This window comes from Kineococcus sp. AC630 (assembly GCF_979255925.1).
On the sequence record NZ_CEEDMJ010000014.1, the window covers coordinates 39,816 to 65,627 of the forward strand.

A 25,812-nucleotide genomic window follows, 5' to 3' on the forward strand; every position below is an offset into this window, starting at 1 on the left:
TCGCCGCAGCCGAGGCTGTGGACAACCCCAGGCTGATGTCGAGGCCGCAGGGACGGCGGGTACCCCCCACGAGAGGGGCGGGACCCGGGCGCGCACCGAAGCGCGGGCCGGGGCTGGCCCCGCGTCGGGGGGCGAGCCAGCTGCCTGGTCGATGACCTGGTGGGCGGGTTCATCACAGCGCCGTCATGAAGTTCGAGACCGGCGGGTAGAGGACGAAGAGCATGAACCCCAACGCCAGCAGCAGCTGCGCGATGACCATCGTCTGGCTGCGTTCACCGGCCTTGCCCTGGGCCACGGCCAACTGGGCATCGCGCAACGACCGTGCCCGCTCGCGCAAGGTCACCTCGGCCTGGGCGCCGGTCGCATCCGCCAGCAGCAGCTGCGCGGAGAGGTCCTGCAGTTCGTGCATGCCGATCTCCTCCCCCAGACGTCCCAGCGCGCGGGCGGGGGTGTAGCCGCTGATGCGTGCGTCGGCCAAGGCCAACCGGACCCGCGCGAAGGGCCACCCACGTCCGATCCGTGCCGCGTCGGCGAGGGCTTCGGAGGCCCCGGCCCCGGACGCGGCGCGCATGGCCACCAGGTCCATGTAGGAGGTGATGGCCGCGCGGAAGTCCGCGCGACGCGACTCCGCGGTGCTGTGCACCCGCCGCGCCGGCACCACGTAGGCCACCAACGTCACGAGCAACGTCACGGTCAGGACCACCACTGCGGGAGTGCTGCCGCCGCTGACGGTCAAGGCGATGAAGCAGAGGACCGGCGCGAGGAGGAACCCGGCCGCGACCATGGCCACTCGCGTGGCCGTGAACGCGGCAGCGTCGACGTTGAGCAGGGACAGGTCGCGGCCGAGCTTGTCGTCGATGGTGCTGGTCATGACCGGGGTACCGGCCAGCCGTCGCGCCAGCCAACTGTGGGCCTTGGCCGTGTGCGAGCGCGCGGTGGTGGCCGCAGCCCGGTACCGCTCGTCGTAGCTGGCCTGAGCGCCCAAGCGCGCCAACTGCTCGCCGAGGGACGGCTGCGAGGGGCGCAGAGCGCGTACCAGCAGCAGCAGACCCGCAGCCAGCAGCATGCCCAACAGCACCATCGTGGTCATCGGGTCTCCTCGGAGGCAGAAGCAGAGGTGGCCCCAGCGGTGGTGAGCGCTGCTGCAGAGGGCAGGTTCAGGGACGCACCACCATCGGAGTCGTCTGCGCCCAGCACGTCAGCCCGCTCCCCCGACTGAGTAGGCGAGGTGATCTGGAGGGACTGGACCGTGGCCGGGGAAGTGGTCTGGGGCGTCACGAGGAACCGTCGCCGGGTCTCGAAGTCGGCCAGGCGCCGCAGCCAGAACAAGCCGGCGGTGAACAGCCCGATGACGATGGCCAGGACGATCTGGCCAGTGACGGTGGAGTACGGCTCGACGTAGTCGCGGTTGAAGACCGTCATGCCGATGACCAACGTGCAGGTGGTGATGATCACGAAGGTCACGCCGCGGCGCATGCTCGCTCGCCCGGCCTCGATCTCACGGCGGATGGTCAGCTGCTTGCGCGCCGACTCCGCCAGCGAGGTGAGCACGACGTTGAGCCGTTTGCCCTGCACCCGCGCGTTCATGGCCAACGCGCCGATGACGCTGTCGGCTTCGGGATCGTCGAGGTCGTCGGCCAGCAACAGCAGTGCCTGATCCAGGGACTGACGCGCGCGCATGCGGTCCAGCAGGTTCGCCAGCGGCTCAGCGATCTCAGGGGCCGCGGTGAGCGCACTGGCCGGGAGGGCCTCCGGCAGTGCCTGCCCGGTGCTGATGGTGTCGCGCAGCGACTCCACCCAGCTGGCCAACGCCTCCAGCTTGCGGATCTGACGTGCCTGACTGCGAGCGCCGCCGAACAGTCGCGGCCACATCACCGCGATCACGGCGATGGCCAGCGCCACGGTGATCCATCGGGTGACCAGCAAGGTCAACAGCCCCCCGGCCACGGCCACACCCCAGCGGATCCGGGTCTCCCGCGGCCAGTGACCCAACTGCAGGGCCCGCGGTGGGCGAACGCCGCCGCCCTGACCGCGCAGGGCCAGCACGAGCAGGAAGACCCCCAACCCGAAGACGAGACCGGCGAGGGTGACCAGCAGGAAGGTCGAGTTGATCATCGCGCGTCCTGTGCCCACTGCGCGTCGTCGTAGCCGACCGCCTTCAAGCTCTCGTACAGCTCATCCGACAACGCGGCCTTGGGCAGGGCCTGCACCGTGCCGGCAGGGGCGCTGAAGAGCTCGTTGGTGATGACCTGCTCCCCGTCGTACTTCCCGACCTCGACGATGCTGGCGACGTGACGCCGGACGGTGCCGTCGGGCAGTTCGGTCTTCTTCACCAAGACCAGCAGGTCCAAGCCGATGGAAGTCAGCATGTTGGCCGCTTCCATCGTCAGCGGCGTGGGCGCCTTCACCGCGTAGAGAGCGATCTTGTCGATGGCCGCGTGCGCGGTGGGCGCGTGGATGGTGGACAACCCCCCGGCGTTGCCCTGGGTGATGGAGTCCAGCAGCGCGACCACCTCAGGCCCGATGCACTCCCCGAGGATGACCCGGTCGGGGTCCATCCGGCGGGAGTTCATGACCAGGTCTTCCATGGTCACCGCACCGAGGCCCTCAGCGTTGGCGGGTCGCTCCTCGAAAGCCACCAGGTCCGGGTGCAGCTCGGGAGGCAGCCCCAGCTCCAGGAAGTGCTCGATGGTGATGATGCGCTCGCGCGCAGGGATCTCGTTGGCCAGCGCCCGCAGCAGCGTGGTCTTGCCCGACCCGGTCTCCCCCACCAGCATGATCGCCTTCTTGGCGCGTACTGCGGCGTGCAGGAAGGCGCCGATGCGGTCGGTGAACATCCCCCGGGTGAGCAGCTCGTACATCCGCACCGACTGCAGCCGGTAGAGGCGGATAGAGACCACCGGACGTTCCGAGGTCGACATCTGCGCGGTGAGACGGTGGTTGCCGGGCAAGCGCATCTGCAGGTAGGGGTTGGCGGGGTCGAAAGGACGAGACGACAACCCGTTGTAGGTCGCGGTGTCACGGACCCACTGGATGAGTTCCTCATCAGACTCCGCGACGGCCGGGCCGCGCAGCTTCTGCCCGCTGAGGGTCTTGACCCAGACCTGGTCGCATCCGTTGATGGCGATGTCGCTGAGCGCGGGGTTGTCCACCAGCGGCTGCAGACGACCCAGACCGAAGATCGCCGCGCGCAGCGCCGCGCGCAGCTCCTCCTCCCCGCCGAGGCGGTGGCCGAGCTGCATCTGATCCTGCTTCTCCGCCGCGATGCTGCGGGTGATCAGGGAGTCAGCGAACAGCAGCTCGTCCTGGCTGGTCATCTCCCGCAGCTGCTCGTTATCCGCCCGACGCCGGCGCTCAGCGTTCAGTCCAGCCGCCACCGTGGTTCGCAGGCGCTGCACCAGGGCAAAGTCCACGACCTGGGAAGTGTCGGGCAGCTGCTCGATGCCGGAGGTGAGGGGTTGAAGAGTCATCGCTGTCCTGCTCCTGAGCTCGTCAGCTGCGGATCACGCTGGGGCGGTGCTGCGGGGACCTGCTCAGGGGCCGTCTCGCCGCCGGCAACGGTGGTGTCAGAGGTCTCCACCCGGGCGGGGTCGTCCTCGGCGGGATCGCTCTCGGCGGCGCACGCGGTGGCGCTCGCGGGGTCGAGGATCTCCTCGCCGGCGGCCGTCTCTTCTTCCTCCAGGCTGACGTCCAGGTCGACGCCGAAGTCGCTGGTGCGCGACCCGGCGGCCGTACCCCGCCGCGAAGGCGGCAGCGGGGGCCACACCACGTCGGGGGGAACCGGCGGACCCACTGCGCCGACCTGCAGCGGGCTCAGCCCAGCGGTGTCGGGAGATGCCGGTTGCTCGTCGCGGTCCTCGCTGGTCTTCGCCCCAGCCGAGGTGACAGTCGAGACCGTCGGGGACGCCACCGGGGAGTCGGCGACTTGCGACGACGCTGCAGCGGAAGGGGATGCCGGCTCGGACCCGAGTGCGGTCTCGCCGTCGGTGGGGGTGGCGAAGCGGCGGGCGATGTCGTGCAGCTCGGTGGCGATGGTGCGTACGGAGGTGAGGAAGGCGCTGGTGTCGCGCTGAGCGGCGCGAGCGTCGAAGAGGTCACGGGCCCCGTCGGCGTCCCAGGTGATCGGCGGCAGCATCGACCAGGAGTGGGTGAGACCTCGTGCGGCCATGGGCCACTGAGTCTCGACCCGCTTGGGGGTGTCGAGGTCGTCGACGATCAGCAGGCGCGGTGCGGCTCCGAGAGTGGTGGCGGAGTTCAGGCGTAGCTGCTCCTCGACGATGGCGGCCACACGGCGGGTGTGGGCGATGCCGCGCAGGTTGCGCCGCGTCACGAGCACCACGACGTCGGCGCGGCTGATCAAGGGCAGCGCGACGCTCTCGTCGTCGACGCGGCCGATGTCGACCAGCACGTCGAAGTCGCCTTCGCGGGAGAGCTGGGCCAGAGCGTTGGCCACCTGGTTCCACGCCGGCCCCATCGCCTGCGCCGCTCGCGGGTGCGGAGGACCGATGATCACCGGTACACCGAGGTCGCAGCCCTGGGTGATGGGCTCCTTCAGCAGGGTGGAGCGGTTGCCGCCGTGGCTGGCCAGGCCCAGGACCCCGGCGCCGCGCTGCCCGCCTTGTAGGTGGCGGCCGTTGTCTCCGCGTGCCAGCAGCTGCAGGTCCGATCCGCTGGGGTCGGCTTCGACGAGGAGGGCGGGAGTCGGCCACACCGCGGCGAGAGCAGCAGTTGTGGTGGTCACCCCGGGGGCGCCCTTGGCGGCCCCGAGCACGATGAGGGCCATCAGGACCCCAGCGGCAGTACGGAGACCGCCACGGTGCTTGCGGCTGCGGCGGAGGTGTAGGCGGCGGCGCTGTCGCGAGGCAGGTCCAGGGACAGCAGTGTGTTTCCGCCGGCGACGTCGGTGGACACCTCGGTCACCAGTGCCGACTCCACGATCTGTTCGGCGTCGGCGACCGGTGCGTTGCCGTTGACCACGCCGACCTTCCAGACGGCCACCCGGCGTCCGGGCTGCGCGTCTGAGGGGACTGAGCCCGGCTTGAGCGAGGCCCCCACGATGACGTTGCCCGGCTCGGGGATGGGGTCGTCCTGGTACATCTTGTTCGTCAGCAGGGCCCCTTCGGGCAGGTTGGAGATGGCCGTCGAGCCCACGACCTGATCGGCGTGGTCCTTGATGACTGCGGAGAAGCCCGATCCGTTGACTTCAGCGACGCGCAGGTCCTCGGCGGTGATCTTCTGGCCGGCGGGCACATCGCGAGCCAGGGCGATCACGTCGTGACGATCACCAGCGCTGGAGTAGAGCACTGCCCCGGCGGTCGCCGAGCCGACGATGATCAGGACCGCGAGCGCCGCCATCGGTCGGTTCGTCTTCGTCTGGGTGCTGCTCTTGGTCTGAGGACGCGAGCGCGCCGGGATCCCGTCGTTCTTGCGGGCCTTGACGGACGCTCCCCTGCTCGTCGACTTCGAGGGGTCCTTGAGGGCAGCCGCGGGCGCGGCGGCGGTGCCGGTAGGCGTCTTCTGCGCGGCTTTGGTCAAGGACATCGAGAGCTCCTGGTGGTGGGTCTGGTGCCGGTCGCCGACGTGAGGTCAGCGGCTGGGGATGATCAAGGAGTCGGGGGCTTGTTGAGGATCTGGCGCTCGTAGACCTGCATGGGGATGTCTGCGTCCATCGAGAGCGGCGCGAGGGTGCCCCCGGTGCCTCCGGAGCCGACCCAGGTCACGCGCCAGGTGACGCTGAGCTGGGAGTTGAAGGCCTGGTCCTGCCCGGCCAGGCGCCGGAAGGACGCGGTGGTGTAGGTGACCGCGCAGTGACCGGCCTGCTCCTCGCTCATCCCCTCCTGCCACGCGATGCCCATGCCGGTGCAGGTCGCGGGTGCGTCGGTGGGGGTGTTCGGGGTCCAGGTGGAGGTGAGCGGGGTCGCGGTCACTTCCGCCCACACCGCTCCCAGGCTGGTGCGCTGGGTCAGGGTTCCGGAGGCGTTGGTCACCCACCACCAGGTGGGCATGTTGACCAGGGAGGCGCCCGGGCCCCACCCGTTGGTGGCGTAGGTGGGGACGGGGATGGGGAGGAGGTTGCGGGCGTCCTCGGCGAGCATCTCCGGGGTCACGGTCGGGACTCTGGCGGGTCCAGCGGCGGTGCCGTTGGGAACCCAGATGACGGTGGAGGCCCCGCCGCAGAAGCGGGTGACGAAGCGGCCTTGCGTGGAGTCGCCCACCAGGCCGGTGCCGGCGTTCTCGTTGGCTCGTCCGGCGCCGACGGGGGTCACCGCAGTGCCGCCGGTGTTGCTCACCTGGGTGTCGTCGTAGGAGCACGTCGAGCCTGCACCCCGGGCGCGCACGGTCTGCGCGCCGTTGGCGGCCTGGCCTGAGCCTCCTGCTGCGCCGGTCTGGTGGACGGTGGTGCCCACTGACCCGCGGCTGGCGCTGACGACCACCGGAGGGACGTCGTCGTCGGCCACGGCGCTCGGCAGGACCACGAGGGTGCTGGCGAGCGCCGCGGCAGCGGTGAGCCCACGACGGCGGCCGGCGGCGCTCACGAGCAGGTCACCGTGTCGTCGAAGGTCACCTGCGACATCCGCCAGGTGCCGTCATCACCCTTGGCCAGCGTGGCCTTGGAGGAGACGGCCGGCACCCCGACGGTCAGCTTCTGACCAGTGGTGGCGTCCTCCCAGCCGGTCTGGGAGGAGTCGATGCAGTCGGTGACCACGGCCTCGGTGTGCTCCTCGTTCTGGAAGACCGGGGTCTTGGGCTTGACGACGTAGTTGCCGTAGGCCTTCTGGCCGGCCAGGGCGGCGTTGACGATGTCGTTGACCGAGCTGCCCAGAGCCGGATCGACCGCCACGGGTGCCAGGGCCTGGGTGACCGCTGCCTTGTCCGGTGAGGGAGTGAGTGACTGGGTGCCCGTGACGTCCCAGTAGGCGTTGTAGCCGGCCAGGACCTTCTGCTGCTCGAGCTGTTCGGCATCCACGCTCGCCGTCGCGGAGCTGGTGGCACTGCTCCCCTGCTGCGGGTCGCTGCCGAAGTCGATGTCGTCGTTGTTGCCGCACCCGGCCAGCAGTAGGACCGCCACGGCCGCTGAAGCTGCGGCCAAGCGGGAAATGGTGAAGCGCTGCATCGAGTCCTCCTTGGATCGGTCGTCTGCAGCTGCAAGGTAGTGACGCCGGGTGTTCACTCCGCACGTTACAGCTACGAAGCTGTAACGTGCAGCGCGCGCTGCGCTCGAGTGAGTCGTGATGTGGCGAGGCTGGGTCTCAGCACTCAGGGCGTCTTGCGCCAACCCTGCCCGGGCCGGCGCGCAGCCCAATCGCGGATCGTCTGCGGTCGCCAGGCCGGGGATCGACCGAACGTCGTGTCCGCCGCCGGGAGCTGTCCGCGGGAGCGGTAGGCGGTCACCGTGCTCTTGGAGCTGTCCAGGAAGACCGCGACGTCCTCCAACAGCCACCAGTCGGTACGCGACGGCTCCACCACGGCGGTCAGGGTAGCCAGCAGCGATCGAGGACTCCGCAGCGCCGCGGCTCTTGCCGTCACTTGCGTGCGCCACCTCTCCACCTCCCGCCGAGCGTGCTCTGGACCGGAGGCTGCTCCGGAATCCCCGCTCACTGCGGTAGGTGCAGGCAGGTCATCAGGTGTGGCCGGTGACGCCGGAAATCTTCGACAGGACACCCCCGGGGCCCGGTCGGGGGCGAGTATTACACCGATCAGGGGGTCTTCACTACCTTGGCAGGGTAACGAGTACCCCATCAAGGTAACAAGAGCGCCCCCGGAGCGGCTTCAGGAGCGCCCATCCACAGGGAGCCGCGTAGCTCCCTCTGGCCCTCCCCCGCCCTCTCGCCCTCCCCTGTCGCGGCCACGACCGCAAGATGCCGCCGCCTCGGCCCCCTAAGGAGCCGGGCGCGGACCCCGACTCATCACGCCTCGGTAGAGCCGTACTCGGCCTGCACGGCGGCGTCGATGAGCTCCCCGCGGTTGGCCGCCCCGTACTGCTCCACCAGCGCGTCCAGCACGTCCCAGTGAGCCTGGCTCAGGCGCAGGGCGATCTGCACCGTCAGCACCCGCGTCGGCGCCGCGGCCATGGAGAACAGCGGGCCTTCGACCACCTGAGGGCGACGCTGCTGCACCAGCTCGGCCAGCTGGGCGTGCTGAGCATTCAGGGCGTTCAGCACCAGCTCGCCGAGCGTCCGGCCCCGATCCCCCCGCAGCCGCGCCAGCAGGTCGCGAGTAGCCGCCGGCACGTACGCCACGCCGCCCTTCGTCGCCGCCGGCCGGCCCGACGCCTTCGTCTCCTCTGCTGCCGTGCGCCGGGCTGAAGAGGTCGAGGATGCGCCGCGAGCGCTGCGAGACGTCCCCCCCTCCCCCGCCGCGACCACTCCCGTCCGCCGGGTGCGAGGAGAGGGGGCGCTGCGGGGCGGGGCTACCGGCGCCCCGCTCCCCCGCGCCGCCGGGTCCTGTGCGATGTCTGCTCCCTCCTCGACCTGCGTCTCACCCTCAGGAAGGTCGTCCTGCTCCCCCGGCTGATCGAGGGGCTCCACCACCTCCAGGCGGGCTGCCGCCGTGGGGTCAGCCTGCTGCCCGCGTCGGGCCGAAGAGGTCCTCTCCCCCGCCGTGGCGGCCGTCGTCCCCACCTCATCGGCACCGGCGCCGGTCTCGGGCGTGCTGGAGTCGGCAGTTCGAGCAGAGCGTCGCCGACTCATCCCCCCCAGGCCCTTGGTGTGGTCCACGGCCGTGGAGGGCTGGAAGGCGCTGGCCAGATCGATCTCCGGCGTGGGCAGGCCCCGCGCAGGTCGTGCGGAACCGGAAGTGTTCGAGCTCATGTCGTCTCCAGAGCTGACAGAGGTGGATGAAGAAGGGATTGGGGTCGGGCCCGCGAGCGGGATCGCTGACCCGGTCGTGCCTCCTCGTGCGAGGCGCACGACCAACCACGTGACCGGCCGATCAGTTAGCAACCATGCGAGCCTCAATGCGAGCCAACATGCGAGCTTGTGTCTCAGCCAACATGACGGCTCGCGCGCGAGCCGTCATGCGAGTCGACGTTTGCGCTGGTCAGGCGCTCGCGTCTTGGCGCAATGCGGCCTGCACGTACGCATCGACGTCGTCGTTGACTCCCTGGCTGTGGGCCGCACCGTCAGCAGATTCGGCCGCGCTGATGCGAGCCAGGAGCTCCTGGACCAGTGACTGGAAGTCGGAGGCCAGACCGGCGGCGCTGGCTGCGCCAGGCTGTGACACGACGGGCCGACCATCCCGAGCGGCCTTCCACCACGGCTCGGCGGTGGCGACCTGCTGCTCGAGCTCGTGCACCAACAGGCCGCGGTTGCGAGCCCCGCTGGCCGAGGACTCCGCGTAGCGGATGACCGTATTGAGCATCAGCTGCTCCCCCGCGGGGCCCAGGTCGCCGACGATGGCGTCTCGGGCTTCGCGCCGCAGGGTCTTCGCAGAGCTGTTGACGGCGCTGAGGAAGATCCCGAGCAGGTCCAGAGGAGCTTCAGGACCGCGCACGGCGCGGGCCTCGACGAACCGGCGTGCCACCTTGCGCAGGCCCTTGCGGCTGGAGTCATCAGTGCGCGTGGGGATGACTACCCAGCGAGCGGCGCCCAGCGCCATCTGCAGCAGGGTCTCGTTGCCCGGGGGGCAGTCGAACAGCAGCCAGTCGTAGTCGGCGGCCAGGGGGCTCAAGCACGTCGCGAGAGCATTGTAGGCGCGGTTGGGATCGCGTTGGCGCTTCGCCTGCGCGTCGACGACGTCCGCGAGGTCAGCCAGGAACTCGCCGCCGCAGATGACGTCCAAGCCGGGACGTACGTCCATGAGGGGCTGGGGAGCCGTCCCCGTCATCACCGCCTGCAGCAGGCCCTGGCCTCCGTCGCTGCGTTCGCCCAGGCCGAAGTCCTCGTCCAGGTTGCCCTGGATGTCCAGGTCGACGGCCAAGACGCGGTAGTCCGGCACCGAAGCCAGGAGGCCGGCGCACTGTGCGGTGGCGAACGTCTTGCCCACGCCGCCCTTGATGTTGCTGAAGGCGAGGGCTCGACCGAGCCCATCGCGGTCGATGGTGGGGGTGGCCATGCTCATCGTCCTCATCTGCGCCTGGCGGAGTCCGCCGGAGCGCGCTCACTGGGGGTGCGGGCTGCTGATCGCCTGAACCGTAGCGAGGACGAGAGCCGTCATGACGGCAAGGACACGCGCCTGTGGACAAGCCGACAGGGCGGTAGGCGCGACAGGTGAGAGACGAGCCGCGGTGTCAGCTCGTAGGTCAGCCCGCATAGCGGGTAACGAAAGAGCCGATACGCCACCTAGCGCGGGCGCTGACAGAACAGCCGCCATGCGGGCCTGTGTATCGGCCTCTGTATGGGCTGAGATGTCAGCCAGTATGCGAGCTAGTGTGCGAGCCAATGTGCAAGCTGAGGTGCGTGCCGCGCTGTCGGCTCGCATGCGAGCTGAGCCGACCGAAGGGGGATGGGCTGGCCCGAACCTCGACAGCACTGCTGCCATTTCGCGTCGGGTTCAGCTAGAACCCCGCCGCCCCGGCGGCGCTCATGAGCTTCATGAGCTCGCATTCCTCGGCCCACGACGACAGGTCACTGACGGGCATCCGGGCCGAGTGGGTAGGGGAGAGGTGCCGCGGGGGCACGGTGGTGTCTTCATGCACGAAGGCGCTCAGGCGAGCCACCGCTCGCGAGGTGCGCCGACGCAAGGTCGCCGCGGAGATCCCCAGCTGTGCGCTCATCTCGACGCTGGTGACCGGCGTCGAGGACGGTGCGTACGTCATCGCCAACAGCTGAGCTTCCGCATCGCTGATGGCCCCGCCCTGCAGCCCGTCGCGGATGAGGATGAGGACGTTGCCGGTGGGATCGAGCCCCGTGGCCTGCTCCTGGTGGTTCTGCAGCTCCCAGCTCCACAGGTTCCAGTCCAAGCGCTCGATGCTCCGAGGACGCATCCGCACCTGGTGCAGGGTGTCCAAGGCGAGGTTGGCGGCGACGCTGCGTGGCCGCCGGTCGCAGGGGTAGCTGCTCATCACCCTCCAGAAGGCCTCCAGTGCGTCGGACTCGTACTCCTCGGCGGTACCGACGGTCCGGCCCGGCAGGCCCATGCGGACGATCTTCCCCAGGAACAGCTGCAGAAGGACGCGGCCGGCGAAGGCTTCCCCCTCCTGGTAGGCGCTGAGCAGACCGAGAAGCAGAGCGTCGCTGGCGCTGCCTGAGGAATCGCTGCACGCCTGCTCCAAGCCCCGCACCGACGTGACCGTGGCGGCGTTGGTGTGGCGCAGGGGCCCGCGACCCCAGTCGGTCACCTGCTCATCGTGCTGCCCAGCCTCCAAGATCGCGTCCCACTCCCGGTTCAGTGCGGCGCACATCTGTAGGCGCGCAGAGTGCGAGCGGGTGTAGGCGGCTTGGCTGCGTTCCTGCTGAGAGCGCGGCTGCAGGCCGCCGGAGGTGCTGGAGCGGGACAGCAGGGGAGTGGAAGACATCGAGGCAGCTCCGTTCATGCGCGTTGGAGCTGCTGACGCTGCGGATCCCCCCTTGCCGCTCGGCTTACCGCTGGTGACTCAACGTGGCTTCCACCCCTTACCGGTCCGCCTACACAGCGAACGGCAAGGGCATTCATGCAGGTCAGAGCTCCACGAGCCCTGATGTGACCTGTATCACTCCCCGTGACAGAAAGTTGTCGACCGCTTTCGGTCACACCCCTCAGCAGGCAGGCACCTACCTCTGCAAGAGGGACCTGGGGGAGACCCGTCCTGCACCCACGGCCGGAGGAAGCGATGACCGAGAACGAACCCGCACCCGACGTCTGCCCCACCAACACATCCCGTGAGCTGACTCCGCCGGTGCTCACGGCACGAAGCTGCACCCCGCCGGCGAGCGCCGGAGGGCAGGACGGGGATGCACCGGAAGATGTAGGAGAGCTGCTCTTCGCCACTGCTGAGGCCTATGACGGCGTACGGACCCTGCGCGCCCGCCTGAGCACGCTGCAGTCCCAGCCCTTCGACCTGATGGCGGCCACTGCCGTGGTCGAGCTGCTGAGCAGCGCTCGCTGGCAGCGAGCACGCTCCAGCTGGCATGTCGTCCAAGGCACGCAGGTCCAGGTCGACATGGAGGCGAGCGGCGCCGACGACGAGGAGATCGCCGCTCACGTCTCAGCCGCCGTCTCGGACTGCACGAGGATCCCCGACAGCCTCGCGCCTGACTCCGCCCTGAGGCTGGCGTGGCAGACCCGCGACGACTTTGGAGCGGCCCCCCGTGGCACCCAGCGTGTCAGCGACCTGCTGCTCGAGCTGGGCGCCGTCTACGGCTGGAGCGGGATCCGTCGCCTGGCTACCGGCCGAGGTCGTATCACCGGCATCGGCGACCAGCCGTGCTGACTGCCTCGCGTCGCAACGCGCCGCGACCAGCGAGCGCTCCAGCCTCCATCGACAGCGAGGTCACCGGTCTACGGGCACGGTTGAACCGCCGCGCCTCCCGCATCAGCGCCAACCGCGGTGTCTCAGAGGGCAGCAAGGGGGATGCACCGCAGGCGGCGCGGACGATGGGTTGGACCTCAGGGGCGGCCCACGGCGCTGGCCTGGTGCGGCTACTGGTGCTGCTGGCGTTGCTGGCTGGACCAGCGGCCCTGCTGCTGTGGTGGCAGGGCGGTACCCGAACGCCTACGCAGGCCCCGGCGTCCACCATCGCCCAGCAGGACCCGGGTGAGGTTGCGGCGGTGGGCAACTTCGCGGCGGAGTTCGTCACGGCCTGGCTAACCACCCCCGCCGGCAACGAGCAGGCGCTGAGCTTCTACCTGCAGAACAGCAGCGGGCTCCAGCTGCCCTCGACCGTCTCGCGGATCCAGAACGTGGCGGTCGCCGACGTCACACACGTGCAGGACTACGCCCCCGCCCCCAGCGCACCAGCGGCGAGCACGGACCAGAACGCCGTGGGGGAGGCAGCCGCCGGCGGTGAACGGCAGGAGAACCTCGCGGGCCCTTCGACGGCGTGGCAGGTCACTATCGCCGCTGACGTAGAAGAGCCCGACAGCACAGGGGCTCGTGTGATGGCCAGGCGCTACTTCGCGGTGCCCGTGCTGGTGCACGCGAGCGCCGCGATCGGGATGAGCGCGGCCGCTGCGGGCGCCTCACGCCCTTCATCCGCCGCTGCTCCCACCGCCGTGACCGCCCCGATCACCGCGTCGGCCTCGAGCACGTTGGTTCGCCAGATGCGCGCGTTGCTGCTGCCCACGCCGGTCGCCGGTCCGATCTCGGGGGAGGGGGCCGAACTGGCCTACAACCAGCAGGTCGACGTCACCGGTGGCCTGGGCACCAGCATCAGCCAGTTCCTGGCCGCCTACGCCGCAGGTAGCGGCGACGTCACCCGTTACGTGACACCAGGTCACTCCATCGAGGCCATCACCCCGGCGCCCTACGTCAGCGTGCAGGTCCAGTCCGCCCTCGCACGCGAAGACGACCCCAACTCGGATGCGCCCACCGACGGTCAGCAGGCCCAGGTCGTGGTCAACGCCGTCTTTACCAACCGCGACCAGCAGCGGAGCAGTACCCAGTACGCCCTGGACCTCAGCGCCCGCGGTGGGCGCTGGGAGATCTCAGCCATCGCCCCCGGACCGCAGCTGACCCTGCCGACTGCTTCCAGCGGCAGTGGGGCGCAGCCGTCCAGCGCTCCTGCAGCAGATCAGGCATCGCCTACCTCGTCGGCGGACGCGTCCGCGGTCACTGCCTCACCCACCGCCAGCTCTACCCCCCAGCGGCCCTGACCCGCCCCGCTTCATCTCACCAAGGAGACATCGTGGACATCTTCACTCGCTTCAACCAGCTCACCGCCAACGCCGAGACCAGCATCAAGGGCCTTGCGATCATCATCGGGTTCGTCTGCGTCGGCTACACCCTCAACTGGTTCAAGACGATCACCCTCGGCCGGGTAGTCCTCGCCCTCGTGATCGCCGGCATCGTCATCGCGGTCGTCCGCAAGCCGGACCTTCTCGCCGACGACGTCGAGAAGACAGTGGCCCTGCCGACCGTCCAGCAGACCTCGGGCCTGCACATCGCCGCGATCGACCTGGACACCGGACGCGTCGCCGCCGCTCCAGGCGCGCAGCTGTGAACAGCGCGACCACGGGTGGGCTCGAGATCACCCTCCCGCCCGGGCACCGTGTCACCCGCTTCTACACCCTCGCCCGCCGCTTCCCGACCCTGATCGGGCGCCTGCCCAGCGGCAGCGACATCCCCTTCGGGCCGTACACGGTCGGCCAGTTCGTCACCGCTGTCTGCCTACTCGTCATCGGCTACCGCACCATGCCGTTCTGGGGAGGAAGCCGCGGCCTCCTTCTCAACGGCCCTCTGCTCCTGGGCCTGACCGCGCTGGTGGTCATCTTCATGCGCAAAGTCCCGTGGCGCGGTCGCGGACCCGTCCCGGTCCTGCGGGGGATGCTCGGCAGCTACAGCGCCACGGAAGGCACCTACAAGGGCAAGCCGCTACCCGCCCGGCAGGCGACCCCGGTGGTGAGTGCGATCGTCATCGCGGATGCGGCCGCGATGATCGCCGCCGAAGCGCTGCTGCAGAAGCGCCAGACCATGACTGCTCTCCCCGCAGTTGAGGCGGCACCCATCCCCGTCTCCGCTGGAACGACTCGGGCAGGCGAGGGTCGCGGGAGCGACACACAGGCCATCGCCTCAGGTCCAGCGTCTGCGTCAGCCCAGGCCCAGGCCCGGACACCGACAGCCGCTGCGGCGCTCGCGAGGAGCGGGAGGGTCCCCGTGCCTGGCCGCGACGTGCTCGAGTCCCGGGCGAAGAGCAGGCCGAGTCCGGCTCCCCGTACGGGCGTGGCGGCCGCCGCCCTCGAGAGCAACAGCCCTCTCAGTGGAGTGCAGCGGCTGCGCCGGCAAGCGCAGGCCGCAACTGCCGCATCCACCCCTGGTTCTCCAGCCCAGCCGCTGACGACCGCTGGCTCTACGGGAAGGCACTGAGCACCACCATGGAACACCCCATCCAGAACCTCTGCGGACACCTGCTCTTCTCCCGCGACGGCACCGTCTGGGCGACGTGGCGGCTGCAGGGACAGGCCTACGGGCGTCGTGCGGTTGCGGAGAAGGAACAGATCCGTGTCCTGCACCAGATGCTCTACCGCTCGCTGGGCGGGGAGTCGTTGCACATGGGCTTCGAGGTCGACTCTGACCCCGTTCAGGTCGTCCGCGACATGCTGCGGGGGCTGAGTCACCCCCTGGAGGAACTGCCGGAGTGGGCCGCCGAGGTCGAGGCCACCACTGAACGGCTCGAGAGCGACCTGCCGCTGTCTGAACGCACCTACTGGCTCAGCGTTCCGTTGCGTAACACCGGCGCCAGCCGCCTGGGTGAACCTCTGCGCGCCGGCACCACCTCCCTGCTGAACAAGCTCGGAGCCCCCCGTGGAATCCCGGCCACCGCGGTCCTCGCTGACCGCATGCAACATGCCGCGGAGATCCAGGCGCTGATCCCCGGCCCCTTCAACGCTCGACCAGCCAGTGCAGCGGAGACCGTGTGGCTCTACCGCCACGCCCAGACGCGCGGGCTGGCCCAGCACGACGCCTGGCTGCCCTCTGCGCCCAGCCTCGAAGAGCTCAAGGCCGCAGCTGACATGACCGAGCACGAGCTCGGGGCGGTGCAGCACATGCAATCTCCAGGACGCATCGGACGTCTCATCCTCGACGAGGCCGCCGTTAGTGACGTCCCCGCTGACGGCTGGAGGAAGGGGTTCCGCGCACGGCTGCGGCGTCTGCTGCCCTCCCAGCGCAAGGTCCTCAAGATCGTCGACACCGACGACGACACGCTGGTGTCCTACCAGTCCCTGGCCGTGCTCGCCGGGACACCGTCCGCCGGTGCGGTCTTCCCTGGTACGGAGTGGCTGGGCAAGGCCGAAGACAGCGGCGTCCCAGTCGACTGGGCGGTGCGGATGCGCAACACCGCACGAGAAGAAGTCCTCTCCCGCAACCAACGCGCCGTGAAGAACCTCAACGACCAGTACATGCAGCGCGAAGGGGAGATTTCCACCGGTAGTCACGAGCTGGACGCCGTCGCGGCCGCCCTGACCGAGTACCAGGCACTGCTGGCCAAGGACAAGCTCGAGGTCGAGCTGCAGACCATCACCTTCTTCGCCACCAGCGCCCCCACCCGGGAGCAGGCCCTGGCCAACGGCGCGACCCTGGCCCGCTTCTACAGCTCCTTCGACCACCCACTCGAGCGGCCGCTGGGGGAGCAGCAGGACGCCTGGTGGGCGATGTTGCCCGGCACCGCCTGGCCCAAGAAGTTCAACGACCTGACCCAGATCTCCCTCTCAGAAGGGTTCTCGGCCGCCGTCCCCAACGTCTCCAGCGCCCTGGGCGATGGACGCGGAGCCCTGTGGGCGGTCAACGAGACCACCCTGGCGACCTCAGTGGTCATGATCGACCTCTTCGCCACCATCTTGGCCAACTTCTCCGCAGCAATCGCCGTCGCCGGTGAGCTCGGCAGCGGAAAGTCCTACGCCTTGAAATCGCTGGCCGGGGCCCTGGCCGACCGCGGCGCCCGCCTGGCCGCCATCGACCGCTCCTCCACCGCCGAGTACGTCCCATTCGGCCGCTCGCTGGGCTCGTGCACCGTCGCCGCCGTCCTGGCCAACCCGGACGCCGGCGTGGAGCTGGAGTGGAGCCTGGACCCGCTGCGCATGTTCCCCGGAGACGAGGGCTCCCGGCTGGCCCAGCGCCTCCTGACTCCGCTGCTCTCGATCGTTCCCGACAGCGACGTCGAGCTGGCCCTGACCTACACCACCGATGCCTCCTACCGGGCCAAGCACGGCATCGACAGCCTGCTGACCCTGACCGAGCACCTGCTCGACGATGCCCGTCATGACCTGCCCGGCGCGAATGAGCTGGGTCGCAAGCTGCGTGGCCTGCGCACCAAGAGCTACGCCCGGGTCCTGTTCGACCAGACGCTGCCTGCCCTGGATCTGTGGTCCTCCCGGGCCCTGATCTTCCCCACCCACGGACTGCAGCTGCCCACTCGCGCCGAGCTCCTCAACGAGCACCTGTTCCGCAAGATGGACCCCGAGAAGCACTTCGGGCGAGCCATGTACGCGCTGCTGATGTCCCTGGCCCGCGCGGTGGCTTTCGCCGACCCCGACGAGCTCGTCGTCTTTGTCTGCGACGAGTGCCACCACATCACCGCCTCCATCGAAGGCGAGCAAGAGCTGGAGATCTTCGTTCGGGAGGGCCGCAAGGTCGGCGCCGCGGCCGCCCTGGGCTCACAGGACTGCGAGAACGACTTCGGCTCCCCGACCCTGCGCGGCTTGATCCCTTACCGCCTCGTCATGCGCCTGACCGATGAGAACCTCGCCCGCAAGGCCCTGGAGTGGATCGGCCTGGAGCCCACGCCGGAGCACCTGGACGAGATCACCGGTGATCTGTCCCCGCGGGACCCCGCCGACCCCGACGGCAAGGTCGCCCCCGAACGACGCGGGGAGGGGATCTTCCGCGACTCCTACCGCCGCATCGGTCGGGTCCGCATCCTCGGCCCCGCTCTGGAAGCGCGCCGCATCGCCTACTCGACGACTCCCCGCACTGGCAGCCCGAGGCTGGTCAAGCAGCCCAGCACCAGCCCCTCGACCGCTACCTCCAGCCGCCCCGCGACCCGCAGCGACGCGACACGACCTGCGACTTCTCCTGAACCAGGAACGCGCCCCGTACGCACCAAGACGCGCGCCACGGCCCCGGCGACGGGCCCCGCCGAACCTGCCCGAAACCCTCGGCGCACCAAGAACGTGGACCACCTCACAACTCCGGCACCGGCCACGACCACCGCTGGCCCCAGCTCGGCTGCCGTCCTGGAGAAGCCCTCACGCGTACGCAGCGCCAAGCAGACCGCGAACGTCATCACGGCCGCAGCCTCCGACGTCGCTGATGCAGCTGTACCCACACCCACACCCATCAACGCAGCCGGTGCGGCCCTACCACCCAGCCGGCGCAGGAAGCCCAGCCCTCGACCCGACCCCGCTGCAACCACCCAGCAGCCCCAGAACCAGGACCAGGGATGAGTGCTCTTCAGCCCGCGCGCCCTCGCGGCACCGCCCGCCGTGCGCGGTGGGCGCTCGGTGGTGTGCTGGTGTGCCTGCTGGTGTGCGTGCTGGCAGGAGTGCAGCTGCTCAACTCTGGTTCGGCCTGGGCCGGCGTACCCGCCAGGACCTCCGCTGCGGCCCTCGCCGGTCAGGTCTCACCAAACGCGCCCGGCTACGGCATCACTACCGGCGCCACGGAGCAGAAGGACGATCCGTTCGCGCAAACCGAGCGGGAACGCCCCACACGCCCCGCCCCGGAGCAGGCAGCCGCCGCCAACCCCTCCACCGACACGGTGAATCTCGGGACTGCCGCTGGCGGCGCTGCCACGGCATCGACCCCAGCGACGCCCGTTGCGCCGACTCCGTCCGCGAGCGCCGGCAGCGTCGGTACCGCGGCGGGCGGTGGCTCGACCTCATCCAGTGGCCCGCTGGCACCGTTGGACGCGGCTGACACCCACGGTCTCTCGATCGGGAAGTACCAGCTCAGCGTGGACACCGGCGGGGTCACCAACGCGATGAAGCTCATCACCAACGGGGTCCTGCTGTCGGGGATGTGGGAGGCCTACCGCTGGACGGTGGGCGCGGCTGTCGCCATGATCAACCTCGCCCTGCAGATGGAGTGGGTGCAGTGGCTGGTCGATGCGATCAACCCGGTGGCCCTCACCCTGCAGAACGACGTCATCGCCAAGCTGGGCCTGCGGGGACTGGCGCTGAGCGTCATGGGCCTCTGGGTCGCGTGCATCATTGCCAGCGGCCGTTTCGCCAAGGGCTTGGTGCAGTTGCTGGTCTCGACGACCATCGCGGTTCTGGCGGCCGGGGCTCTGGCCAACCCTGTCGCGCTCATCACCGGGCACGACGGGTTGCTCTACGCCGCTCGCGACGCGGGTCAGGGCGTGGCCACCGTCATCACCAGCGACGGTAAGAGCGCTACTCCCGACCCGGGCCTGGTCCAGCAGAAGACCGGCGGGGCCATGGTCGACACCTTCGTCCGCCTGCCGCACCAGATGATCAACTACGGCCGCGTCATCGACGGCACCTCCTGCCAGAGCGCCTACGACAAGGCCCTGACCGGCGGGCCCTACGACTCCGATGACGACTCCGCGCGCTCGGCGGTCGGCGACTGTGACGAGAAGCTGAAGGACTGGGCCGACGACCCCGGTTGGACCGGGGTGGGAGCCATCGCGATCCTCACCCCCGCCGGCGGCGCCCTCGCGGTCTTGGGGGTCGTGCTGGTCGTCCTGATCTTCCTGGCGACCCTCATGGTCATCTTCTTCGCGGTGAAGCTGATCATCGACGTGATCCTGGCGATCCTGCCCGGTGAACGCAGCGGCATGTGGAGCTCGGTGGCCGGCCTGCTCGGGTCCCTGCTCACCGTCGCCGGGCTGATCATCCTGCTCGCGCTCTACTGCGTCTTCCTGCGCGGAGTCCTGACCACCAAGACCAACACCGACATGCTGGTGCGCTTCTTCATCGTCGACGCGATGGTCATCTCCTTCATCGTCGTGACCGTCGTCGCGCGCAAGCGCATCAGCGAGCGGGCCCGGCGGATGGCTGAGAAGGCGGCTGCCTTCACCGGCGGCGGTAAGGCGCAACCGGCTCAGATGCCGAAGCTGTCGCAGGCGCGTCAGGCCGTCGGCCAAGCCGCAGCCATGCGCGCCGCCGGCGGCCGCGCGCTCGGGGGTTCCGGCGCCGCGATCGGTGGCGCCACGGCAGCGGCGGGGGGTGGAAACGCCGCCCAGCGCGTCCTGCAGCGCGTCGCCAGCAACCGCTTCGTCAAGGCCGGAGTCACCGCAGCGAGCCTGGCCGGAGGTGTGGCCGGTGTGGCTGCCAAGGCCACCATCGGTGCTCCCGTGTACGTCCCGCGGGCCACCCGCATCGTCAAGGCTGCTGCCCGCTCCCGCGCGGCCGCTGCTCGCGGAGTCGTGCAGCGCAAGGTGGGGCAGGGCAAGGCGTTCGCAGGGGAGTACCGCGACGGCCTGGCCGCGGCGGCACGTCCTGCGGTGGCAGTCGGCAAGGCCGCTGGTCGTAGGGCTGCGCCGGCCGTGACCGCTGCCGCCATCGGGCTGTCCACCCCCAAGGGTCGCGGGTCCAGCGCGGGCCCGACCGCGGGCATGAGCTCCACCCGTACCGGCACCCGCCCCGGTGCATCACCTCGTCGCACCGCCGCGGCGGCGCGCGCCCGGCAAGCCGGGCGGAGTGAAGCGGCTCGGGCGACAGCCGTGCCGAAGCCGGCGGCCGGTTCTCGCATGCCCCGCTTCCGCTTCGGCAAGAAGTCGGTCTGAGTCGTGGCGATCATCACGACCCTGCGGCCTGGATCGGGTGCAGGCGTCAACGGCAAGGGCAACGGCAAGGGTGCGGGTACGGGTAATGGCAAGGGGGGTGGCGCTGGCAGCGGTCAGGGCGGCGGCCCCCTGAAGTGGATCCTCGGAGCCGCGGCCGGACTGGTTCTGGCGGTGATCGCCGGAGTCGCGGTCCTGGTCCTGCTGGTGGTCTCCGCGCTCAGCGGCGGAGGCGGCGGTGTCTCAGGGGTGGCCCCGTCCTCGGTGCCGGGAATCAACGCCGTGCTGCTGGACGCCTTCGGCAAGGCTGCCGCAGCCACCCCGACCGTGGCCCCGCAGTGCACCGGCATGCGCTGGTCGATCCTCGCCGGCATCGCCCAGGTGGAGTCCAACCTCGCCGCCGGGCATCAGATCAGCCCCACCGGCGACATCACCCCGCACATCATCGGCCCAGCGCTGAACGGCTCCGGCGTCGGCGGCAACCGCACCGCCATCCGCGACACCGACGGCGGTCGCTGGGACGGCGACACCGTCTACGACCGCGCCGTGGGCGCGGTGCAGTTCATCCCCACCAGCTGGGTCGCCTACGGCCGAGACGGCAACGGCGACGGCGTCGCGGACCCGCACAACGCCTACGACGTCACCCTCGGCGCGGTGGTCCACCTCTGCGGAACCAGCGCCAAGGACCTCTCCAACCGCGAGCAGCTGCGGGCAGCCCTCTACGGCTACAACCACTCGCAGACCTACGTCGACAAGGTCCTGGCCAACATCGACACCTTCGATCAGATCGGCGTGGCCGCCGGCGGCGCTGCCGTTCCCGAAGCCAGCGGCCGAGCCGCCGTCATCATCGCCGCAGCCCGCCAGTGGACCGGTACCCCCTACGCCTGGGGTGGAGGAAGGGGACGACCCGGCCCAGGCGGCACCGTCATCGGCGGACCCTCCGAAGGGTTCGCTCAAGGCAAGGGAACGATCGGCTTCGACTGCTCCGGCCTGACCCAGTACGCCTACGCCGCCGCCGGGATCCAGCTGTCACGAGTCTCCTCTCAGCAGGCCCTGCAGGGCACACGGATCCCGCGCTCAGCCGGCCTGGAAGCCGTCGCCCCCGGAGACCTGATCTTCTTCGGCTCCAACCCCGCTGCCGGCACCGGCATCTATCACGTGGCCATCTACCTCGGCGGAGGACAGATGATCGATGCCCCCCGCACCGGCACCTTCGTGCGTGAGGAAGCCGTGTGGATGAGCTCCTACGCCGGTGCCGTCCACTTCCCCTGAACGCCGGCCGACAACGACGTCCGGGCCGACGTCTGGGCCGACGTCCAGATCCACGTCCAGGTCAACACCTGAACGGCGCGCAGCGCCTCCCGCACGGGAAGTCAGCAGCCACCGACACTCGGCAAGCCTCGACGTCGATGAAGTACGTCCACGCCGGCAAGGACTCAGATCCGACCCTTGCTCGCTGTCCCAACCGCACCCCCACCAGCACCTACCTCTCTGAAGGAGCAGGCCGAGCTGACCGCGAGCGCCGTGCCCAAGACCCGACGGAACAGGAGCCCCGATGATGCAGCCGATCACCGGCCGCGCAGCGCGCCGCCGCACCAGCCCGCTGGCCTCGAGCGATCCCACAACCGATGCCCTCCCCGACGCGTTCTCCTCTGACGTGTCCCCGCCGGTCCTGTCCGACTCCAACGCACGCCGCCTGGAGACGCACGACCCACTGGCAAGGCTGCTCGAGGACGACCTCAGCGATGAAGACGACGAGGACGACGAAGACAACGAAGACGACGGCGGCGAAGAGGATGCCGTCGAAGGTGCAGGACACCCCGCCAGTGCTCGGAGCGTGCTGCTGCCGCTGGCTGTCGCGGTGGTGCTGGCAGCAGTCGGGGCAGCCTGCTTGCTGCCTGTTCGCTTGCCGTGGGAGGCGTCGACGCCTCCTCCCGTCTCCACGACCGCCGCACCACCTCAGGCCCTCATGACCCCATCAGGTACCGGTGGAAGTGGCAGCGCGTCATCCGCGACGTCGCCGGCGCTCGCGGGGGCGGCTTCGCCTCCCGCGTCTGCATCCACCGCACCCACCGCCGTGAGCGTTGCCCCTTCGACGTCCATGGTCGGGACGGAAGCCGCGGCGGGAGCGGATACATCCGCGATCCCGACGCCTGAAGACACCTTGGCTGGGCCGGTCAGCGATCAGGTGCTGCAGGACCTCCTCATCAGCTCGCTACCGCCAGAGCGCACCATCACCGACCCCGCTCTCGTCGGCTCGGCCGATGGAGGGGCGCTGCTCGAGGCTGGTTGGCAGGCCCTTGCCGCTGACGTCGAAGCCGGCGGGTGGACGCAGCCACGCCAGCAGGCTCACGCAGTTCTGCGCACCGGCCGCGACGACACCCAGGCCTTGCCGATCGTCGTCGACGTCGTCTTCATGTGGGCGGCCCTCGACGGTCAGGGGGAGCCCACCGAACGCGAGCTATCGACGGTGCGCGTCACCAAGGGCGACGGCTCCTGGGTCGCCGGGAAGATCACGACTGCCTCCGACGGGAACTGACGTGACCCGTGGACCCCGCCCCGACACCAGTAGTGACATGTCACAGCCACATGGCTCCGCTGTGGCATGTCACTACTCGCCCCGACGCCGAGGAGCGGGTCGTTGACCTTGAACCCGAAGACCTCGCAGCCCCACCGCGATGACCACCGCGATGACCACGGCGGCCGCGCTGGCTACCTTGCCGATTCGCCTGGGGCTCCGCCGCCGAACGGCAAGGGGGCAGAAGTCGCCAACGAGCTGCTCGACGCCTCAGCCGAACCCCTTGCCGAACAACCCCTTGCGGAGGCACGCCGCGGTGGGCGCTACAGCGCCAACCGTTCGACTGGGCTGCGCCCACAGCCACTACACCCCGAACGAGCTCGAAGAGCGGGCCAAGAACGCCTGGTACTGGACCCAGCTGGAGGTGGACGGCTTCAACACCAAGTCTGAGCTGGTCATCGCCGGCATGACGTTGATGTGCGAGCTGCTGGAGGAGCAGTACAACGACGGCCAGGTCTTTCCTCCTGCGCCCGAACAGACCCGGCGGGGACCCAGCCCGGCCGGTACCGCCCGACAGAGCCAGGCGATGCGCGCGTACTGGAGTCGCCGCCGAACTCCTGATGAAGGGTCCGCGCCTGGTGGCGATTCAGTGACTACCGCAAGCGCCGGGAAGGGAGAACCCACATCGCCGCTCTGGGGGCCTGAACCTCAAGGGGAAGAACCCCGTACCGATCCCTCGCCGTCGTTGTGACACCCGAGGAGGTGTGTGACATGTGTGAGCGACTGTTGGGGATCGCTCAAGTCCGAGGGCTGCGCCGGGAACCTCTGCTTGAGCGTACCCCTACTGTCAAGCGAGCGGAAAGGGGTGAGGAGGACTCGGCGTGTTGAGCTCGCCGGGTCCGCACTCCGGGCGGCCGTTGACGTCTCATCGCGAGCAGGCAGGCTCGGGGGTCTGCTCAGCGCCCGCCTGTTCTCATCCCTGAAGCCACGCACTTCGCGGCCGCAGCGATGTCCACCTCGTCGCGGCAGTGCACTCAGTGCCGGCGTTCGCGAGACGGATCAACGAACAGGCGGCAGGATCCCTGGGCATGGCCGATCCGAAGGGCAGTGTCGGTAAGCCGGCCAAGAAGTCTCTACCGATCGCAGACCGCGGCCCGGACCGAACTGGTCAGGCCAGCAACGGCTCCTCGACGAACACCACAGGCGGACTGCCGCCCCGGCTGATCTGGCTCATCGTCGGCATCATCGTGATCGCCGTCGCGGTCATCGTCGGCATCTGGGTGTTCCTGCCCGACCTGTTCGTCCCCGACAACGTGCAGCCGACGCCAGCCGACCCCAACGCTCGCGTCACCGCGGAGATCTCCGCCCGGTCACCGCTCGGCGTGCTGTCGGGAGCAGTGATGGCTGCCGCAGCCGCCGGCATCGGCGTCGTCGTCAGCCACCACACCGCCAGCCTGACCCGAGCCAGCCTCGAAGAGACCCGCCGGTCCAACGACCTGACTGACCAACGCGACGTCACCAGCGCCCGCGACGACCGGTTCACCAAGGCGGTCGAGCAGCTCGGCCATGCCGCCGCGGCCGTACGGCTCGGCGGCATGCACAGCTTGTTCCGCCTCGCCGCCGAGGACCGTGACCGCGTGCCGACGGTGGTCGACATCCTCTGCGCCTACCTGCGGCAGCCGTTTCACCATCCCGACCACGACGCCCCCCCACCCGCCGACTCCAGCGAGGCGACGGACGATGGCGAAGCAACCGCGAGCGCGGCCCAGGCCGGTATTCACCAGGCGCGTCCTCGCGCCTGGAAGCCTGCTGACGAGGCAGCCCGTGATCTTCGAGACGCCGAAGCCGAAGTCCGCCGCACCGCCCAACGTCTGATCACCGCAGTGCTCCCCCTCCTCGACGAGAACACCCCATCGATCGGGGTCAACCTGCGGGGCGCCCAACTGCTGGACGACTTCACCCTCACCGGACAGCACGTCGGAAAGATCGACCTCACCAACTCCTACCTCGCGGGCAACCTCACACTCCTCCAGGGCGCTCACGTCGGCGGCGACCTCGCGCTGGATCAGGATGTTCACGTCGGCGGCGACCTCGCGCTGGATCAGGACGTTTACGTCGGCGGCGACCTCGCGCTGGATCAGGACGTTTACGTCGTCGGCGACCTTGCGCTGGGGAAGGGCGTTCACGTCGTCGGCGACCTTGCGCTGGGGAAGGGCGTTCACGTCGGCGGCGACCTCGTGCTGGCGGAGGGCGTTCACGTCGGCGGCGACCTCGCGCTGGGGCAGGCCGTTCACGTCGGCGGCGACCTCCTGCTGGGGCAGGCCGTTCACGTCGGCGGCGACCTCCTGCTGGGGCAGGCCGTTCACGTCGGCGGCAACCTCCTGCTGGGGCAGGCCGTTCACGTCGGCGGCAACCTCCTGCTGGGGCAGGCCGTTCACGTCGGCGGCGGCCTCCTGCTGGGGCAGGCCGTTCACATCGGCGGCGGCCTCCTGCTGAGGCAGGCCGTTCACATCGGCGGCTACCTCATCCTGGATCAGGCCGTTCACATCGGCGGCTACCTCATCCTGGATGAGGGCGCTCACATCGGCGGCGGCCTCCTGCTGGATCAGGGCGCTCACATCGGCGGCGGCCTCCTGCTGGATCAGGGCGCTCACATCGGCGGCACGCTCGCACTGGGGCAGGACGCTCGCATCGACGGCTACCTCTGGCTGAGGCCGGACGCCCACATCGGTGGGCGAAGTGCTGCCGGAGCGGACGAAGCCATTCAGGTCGCTCCGGGTGGCTCGATCGGCGGTCGAACTCAGCCGCCTTGGGTAGTCGTGTCCGATCTCCAGGCTGAGGTGGTCTCTCCCGAGAGCGAGCGACCACAGGCGCCCGCAGTCGCCGCTTCGGAAGATGCCACCGAGTAGGTCGGGCACCTCAAACAGCCACCGACAGCGCTGAGGACCGCAGGCCGTCGCTTGCGGATCTCAGCAC

General features: G+C 69.8%; 21 protein-coding genes. 10 read left to right on the forward strand and 11 right to left on the reverse strand.

Annotated features, from left to right (window positions below; translation table 11 throughout):
* Positions 1 to 172 precede the first annotated feature (172 nt).
* The 11 genes from AC0I8G_RS15690 to AC0I8G_RS15740 form a co-directional block, all read right to left on the reverse strand.
* Positions 173 to 1,090: a type II secretion system protein gene (locus AC0I8G_RS15690; protein ID WP_471730752.1), complete on the reverse strand. Its 918-nt coding sequence runs from the start codon at positions 1,088 to 1,090 to the stop codon at positions 173 to 175.
* Positions 1,087 to 2,115 carry a type II secretion system F family protein gene (locus tag AC0I8G_RS15695; protein ID WP_471730753.1) on the reverse strand — a complete coding sequence of 343 codons (1,029 nt, stop codon included), beginning with the start codon at positions 2,113 to 2,115 and terminating at the stop codon, positions 1,087 to 1,089. Before AC0I8G_RS15695 ends, AC0I8G_RS15690 begins: the two co-directional genes overlap by 4 nt.
* Entirely contained in the window at positions 2,112 to 3,470 is a 1,359-nt protein-coding gene (locus AC0I8G_RS15700; protein WP_471730754.1) for a CpaF family protein, read from the reverse strand. Before AC0I8G_RS15700 ends, AC0I8G_RS15695 begins: the two co-directional genes overlap by 4 nt.
* Complete coding sequence (locus AC0I8G_RS15705; protein ID WP_471730755.1) at positions 3,467 to 4,783, reverse strand: hypothetical protein; 1,317 nt, start codon at positions 4,781 to 4,783, stop codon at positions 3,467 to 3,469. Before AC0I8G_RS15705 ends, AC0I8G_RS15700 begins: the two co-directional genes overlap by 4 nt.
* Positions 4,783 to 5,541: an SAF domain-containing protein gene (locus tag AC0I8G_RS15710; protein WP_471730756.1), complete on the reverse strand. Its 759-nt coding sequence runs from the start codon at positions 5,539 to 5,541 to the stop codon at positions 4,783 to 4,785. Before AC0I8G_RS15710 ends, AC0I8G_RS15705 begins: the two co-directional genes overlap by 1 nt.
* Positions 5,542 to 5,603: 62 nt before the next feature.
* Complete coding sequence (locus AC0I8G_RS15715) at positions 5,604 to 6,536, reverse strand: hypothetical protein (RefSeq protein ID WP_471730757.1); 933 nt, start codon at positions 6,534 to 6,536, stop codon at positions 5,604 to 5,606.
* Complete coding sequence (locus AC0I8G_RS15720; protein ID WP_471730758.1) at positions 6,533 to 7,090, reverse strand: hypothetical protein; 558 nt, start codon at positions 7,088 to 7,090, stop codon at positions 6,533 to 6,535. The genes AC0I8G_RS15715 and AC0I8G_RS15720 overlap by 4 nt, the downstream gene beginning before the upstream one ends.
* A 167-nt stretch (positions 7,091 to 7,257) precedes the next feature.
* Positions 7,258 to 7,467: a MarR family transcriptional regulator gene (locus AC0I8G_RS15725; protein ID WP_471730759.1), complete on the reverse strand. Its 210-nt coding sequence runs from the start codon at positions 7,465 to 7,467 to the stop codon at positions 7,258 to 7,260.
* 440 nt (positions 7,468 to 7,907) lie between these two features.
* Positions 7,908 to 8,240: a hypothetical protein gene (locus AC0I8G_RS15730; RefSeq protein ID WP_471730760.1), complete on the reverse strand. Its 333-nt coding sequence runs from the start codon at positions 8,238 to 8,240 to the stop codon at positions 7,908 to 7,910.
* 799 nt (positions 8,241 to 9,039) lie between these two features.
* Positions 9,040 to 10,053 carry a ParA family protein gene (locus AC0I8G_RS15735; RefSeq protein ID WP_471730761.1) on the reverse strand — a complete coding sequence of 338 codons (1,014 nt, stop codon included), beginning with the start codon at positions 10,051 to 10,053 and terminating at the stop codon, positions 9,040 to 9,042.
* A 442-nt stretch (positions 10,054 to 10,495) separates the two neighbouring features.
* The gene (locus tag AC0I8G_RS15740) at positions 10,496 to 11,278 is read right to left on the reverse strand and encodes an RNA polymerase sigma factor (RefSeq protein WP_471730762.1); all 783 of its coding nucleotides are present in this window, start codon (positions 11,276 to 11,278) and stop codon (positions 10,496 to 10,498) included.
* A 471-nt stretch (positions 11,279 to 11,749) separates the two neighbouring features.
* On the opposite strand from AC0I8G_RS15740, the gene AC0I8G_RS15745 reads away from it, so the two are divergent.
* The 10 genes from AC0I8G_RS15745 to AC0I8G_RS15790 all read left to right on the forward strand — a co-directional run bounded on the left by AC0I8G_RS15745 (position 11,750) and on the right by AC0I8G_RS15790 (position 25,745).
* Positions 11,750 to 12,349 (forward strand): hypothetical protein, encoded by a 600-nt coding sequence (locus tag AC0I8G_RS15745; protein ID WP_471730763.1) that lies wholly within the window; start codon positions 11,750 to 11,752, stop codon positions 12,347 to 12,349.
* 164 nt (positions 12,350 to 12,513) lie between these two features.
* Positions 12,514 to 13,731: a conjugal transfer protein gene (locus AC0I8G_RS15750; RefSeq protein WP_471730764.1), complete on the forward strand. Its 1,218-nt coding sequence runs from the start codon at positions 12,514 to 12,516 to the stop codon at positions 13,729 to 13,731.
* A 32-nt stretch (positions 13,732 to 13,763) separates the two neighbouring features.
* On the forward strand, positions 13,764 to 14,078 hold the full coding sequence (locus tag AC0I8G_RS15755; RefSeq protein WP_471730765.1) for a hypothetical protein: 315 nt from the start codon (positions 13,764 to 13,766) through the stop codon (positions 14,076 to 14,078).
* Positions 14,075 to 14,941: a hypothetical protein gene (locus tag AC0I8G_RS15760; RefSeq protein WP_471730766.1), complete on the forward strand. Its 867-nt coding sequence runs from the start codon at positions 14,075 to 14,077 to the stop codon at positions 14,939 to 14,941. The genes AC0I8G_RS15755 and AC0I8G_RS15760 overlap by 4 nt, the downstream gene beginning before the upstream one ends.
* Before the next feature lie 8 nt (positions 14,942 to 14,949).
* Positions 14,950 to 18,018 (forward strand): ATP-binding protein, encoded by a 3,069-nt coding sequence (locus AC0I8G_RS15765; RefSeq protein ID WP_471730767.1) that lies wholly within the window; start codon positions 14,950 to 14,952, stop codon positions 18,016 to 18,018.
* A 68-nt stretch (positions 18,019 to 18,086) separates the two neighbouring features.
* The gene (locus AC0I8G_RS15770) at positions 18,087 to 20,321 is read left to right on the forward strand and encodes a hypothetical protein (RefSeq protein WP_471730768.1); all 2,235 of its coding nucleotides are present in this window, start codon (positions 18,087 to 18,089) and stop codon (positions 20,319 to 20,321) included.
* A 3-nt stretch (positions 20,322 to 20,324) separates the two neighbouring features.
* Positions 20,325 to 21,590, forward strand: coding sequence for a C40 family peptidase (locus AC0I8G_RS15775; protein WP_471730769.1), 1,266 nt, complete (start codon positions 20,325 to 20,327; stop codon positions 21,588 to 21,590).
* Positions 21,591 to 21,873: 283 nt separating this feature from the next.
* Complete coding sequence (locus tag AC0I8G_RS15780) at positions 21,874 to 22,857, forward strand: hypothetical protein (protein ID WP_471730770.1); 984 nt, start codon at positions 21,874 to 21,876, stop codon at positions 22,855 to 22,857.
* Between the two features lie 139 nt (positions 22,858 to 22,996).
* Positions 22,997 to 23,587, forward strand: coding sequence for a hypothetical protein (locus AC0I8G_RS15785; protein ID WP_471730771.1), 591 nt, complete (start codon positions 22,997 to 22,999; stop codon positions 23,585 to 23,587).
* Positions 23,588 to 23,924: 337 nt separating this feature from the next.
* Positions 23,925 to 25,745 (forward strand): UDP-glucose 4-epimerase, encoded by a 1,821-nt coding sequence (locus AC0I8G_RS15790; RefSeq protein ID WP_471730772.1) that lies wholly within the window; start codon positions 23,925 to 23,927, stop codon positions 25,743 to 25,745.
* Positions 25,746 to 25,812 lie beyond the last annotated feature (67 nt).

What these genes read in the sequence shown, in the direction of transcription:
- AC0I8G_RS15690 (WP_471730752.1), bottom strand. Translation starts at nt 1,090, where the DNA reads ATGACCACGATGGTGCTGTTGGGCATGCTGCTGGCTGCGGGTCTGCTG.
- AC0I8G_RS15695 (WP_471730753.1), bottom strand. Translation starts at nt 2,115, where the DNA reads ATGATCAACTCGACCTTCCTGCTGGTCACCCTCGCCGGTCTCGTCTTC.
- AC0I8G_RS15700 (WP_471730754.1), bottom strand. Translation starts at nt 3,470, where the DNA reads ATGACTCTTCAACCCCTCACCTCCGGCATCGAGCAGCTGCCCGACACT.
- AC0I8G_RS15705 (WP_471730755.1), bottom strand. Translation starts at nt 4,783, where the DNA reads ATGGCCCTCATCGTGCTCGGGGCCGCCAAGGGCGCCCCCGGGGTGACC.
- AC0I8G_RS15710 (WP_471730756.1), bottom strand. Translation starts at nt 5,541, where the DNA reads ATGTCCTTGACCAAAGCCGCGCAGAAGACGCCTACCGGCACCGCCGCC.
- AC0I8G_RS15735 (WP_471730761.1), bottom strand. Translation starts at nt 10,053, where the DNA reads ATGGCCACCCCCACCATCGACCGCGATGGGCTCGGTCGAGCCCTCGCC.
- AC0I8G_RS15745 (WP_471730763.1), top strand. Translation starts at nt 11,750, where the DNA reads ATGACCGAGAACGAACCCGCACCCGACGTCTGCCCCACCAACACATCC.
- AC0I8G_RS15750 (WP_471730764.1), top strand. Translation starts at nt 12,514, where the DNA reads ATGGGTTGGACCTCAGGGGCGGCCCACGGCGCTGGCCTGGTGCGGCTA.
- AC0I8G_RS15765 (WP_471730767.1), top strand. Translation starts at nt 14,950, where the DNA reads ATGGAACACCCCATCCAGAACCTCTGCGGACACCTGCTCTTCTCCCGC.
- AC0I8G_RS15780 (WP_471730770.1), top strand. Translation starts at nt 21,874, where the DNA reads ATGATGCAGCCGATCACCGGCCGCGCAGCGCGCCGCCGCACCAGCCCG.
- AC0I8G_RS15785 (WP_471730771.1), top strand. Translation starts at nt 22,997, where the DNA reads ATGACCACCGCGATGACCACGGCGGCCGCGCTGGCTACCTTGCCGATT.
- AC0I8G_RS15790 (WP_471730772.1), top strand. Translation starts at nt 23,925, where the DNA reads ATGGCCGATCCGAAGGGCAGTGTCGGTAAGCCGGCCAAGAAGTCTCTA.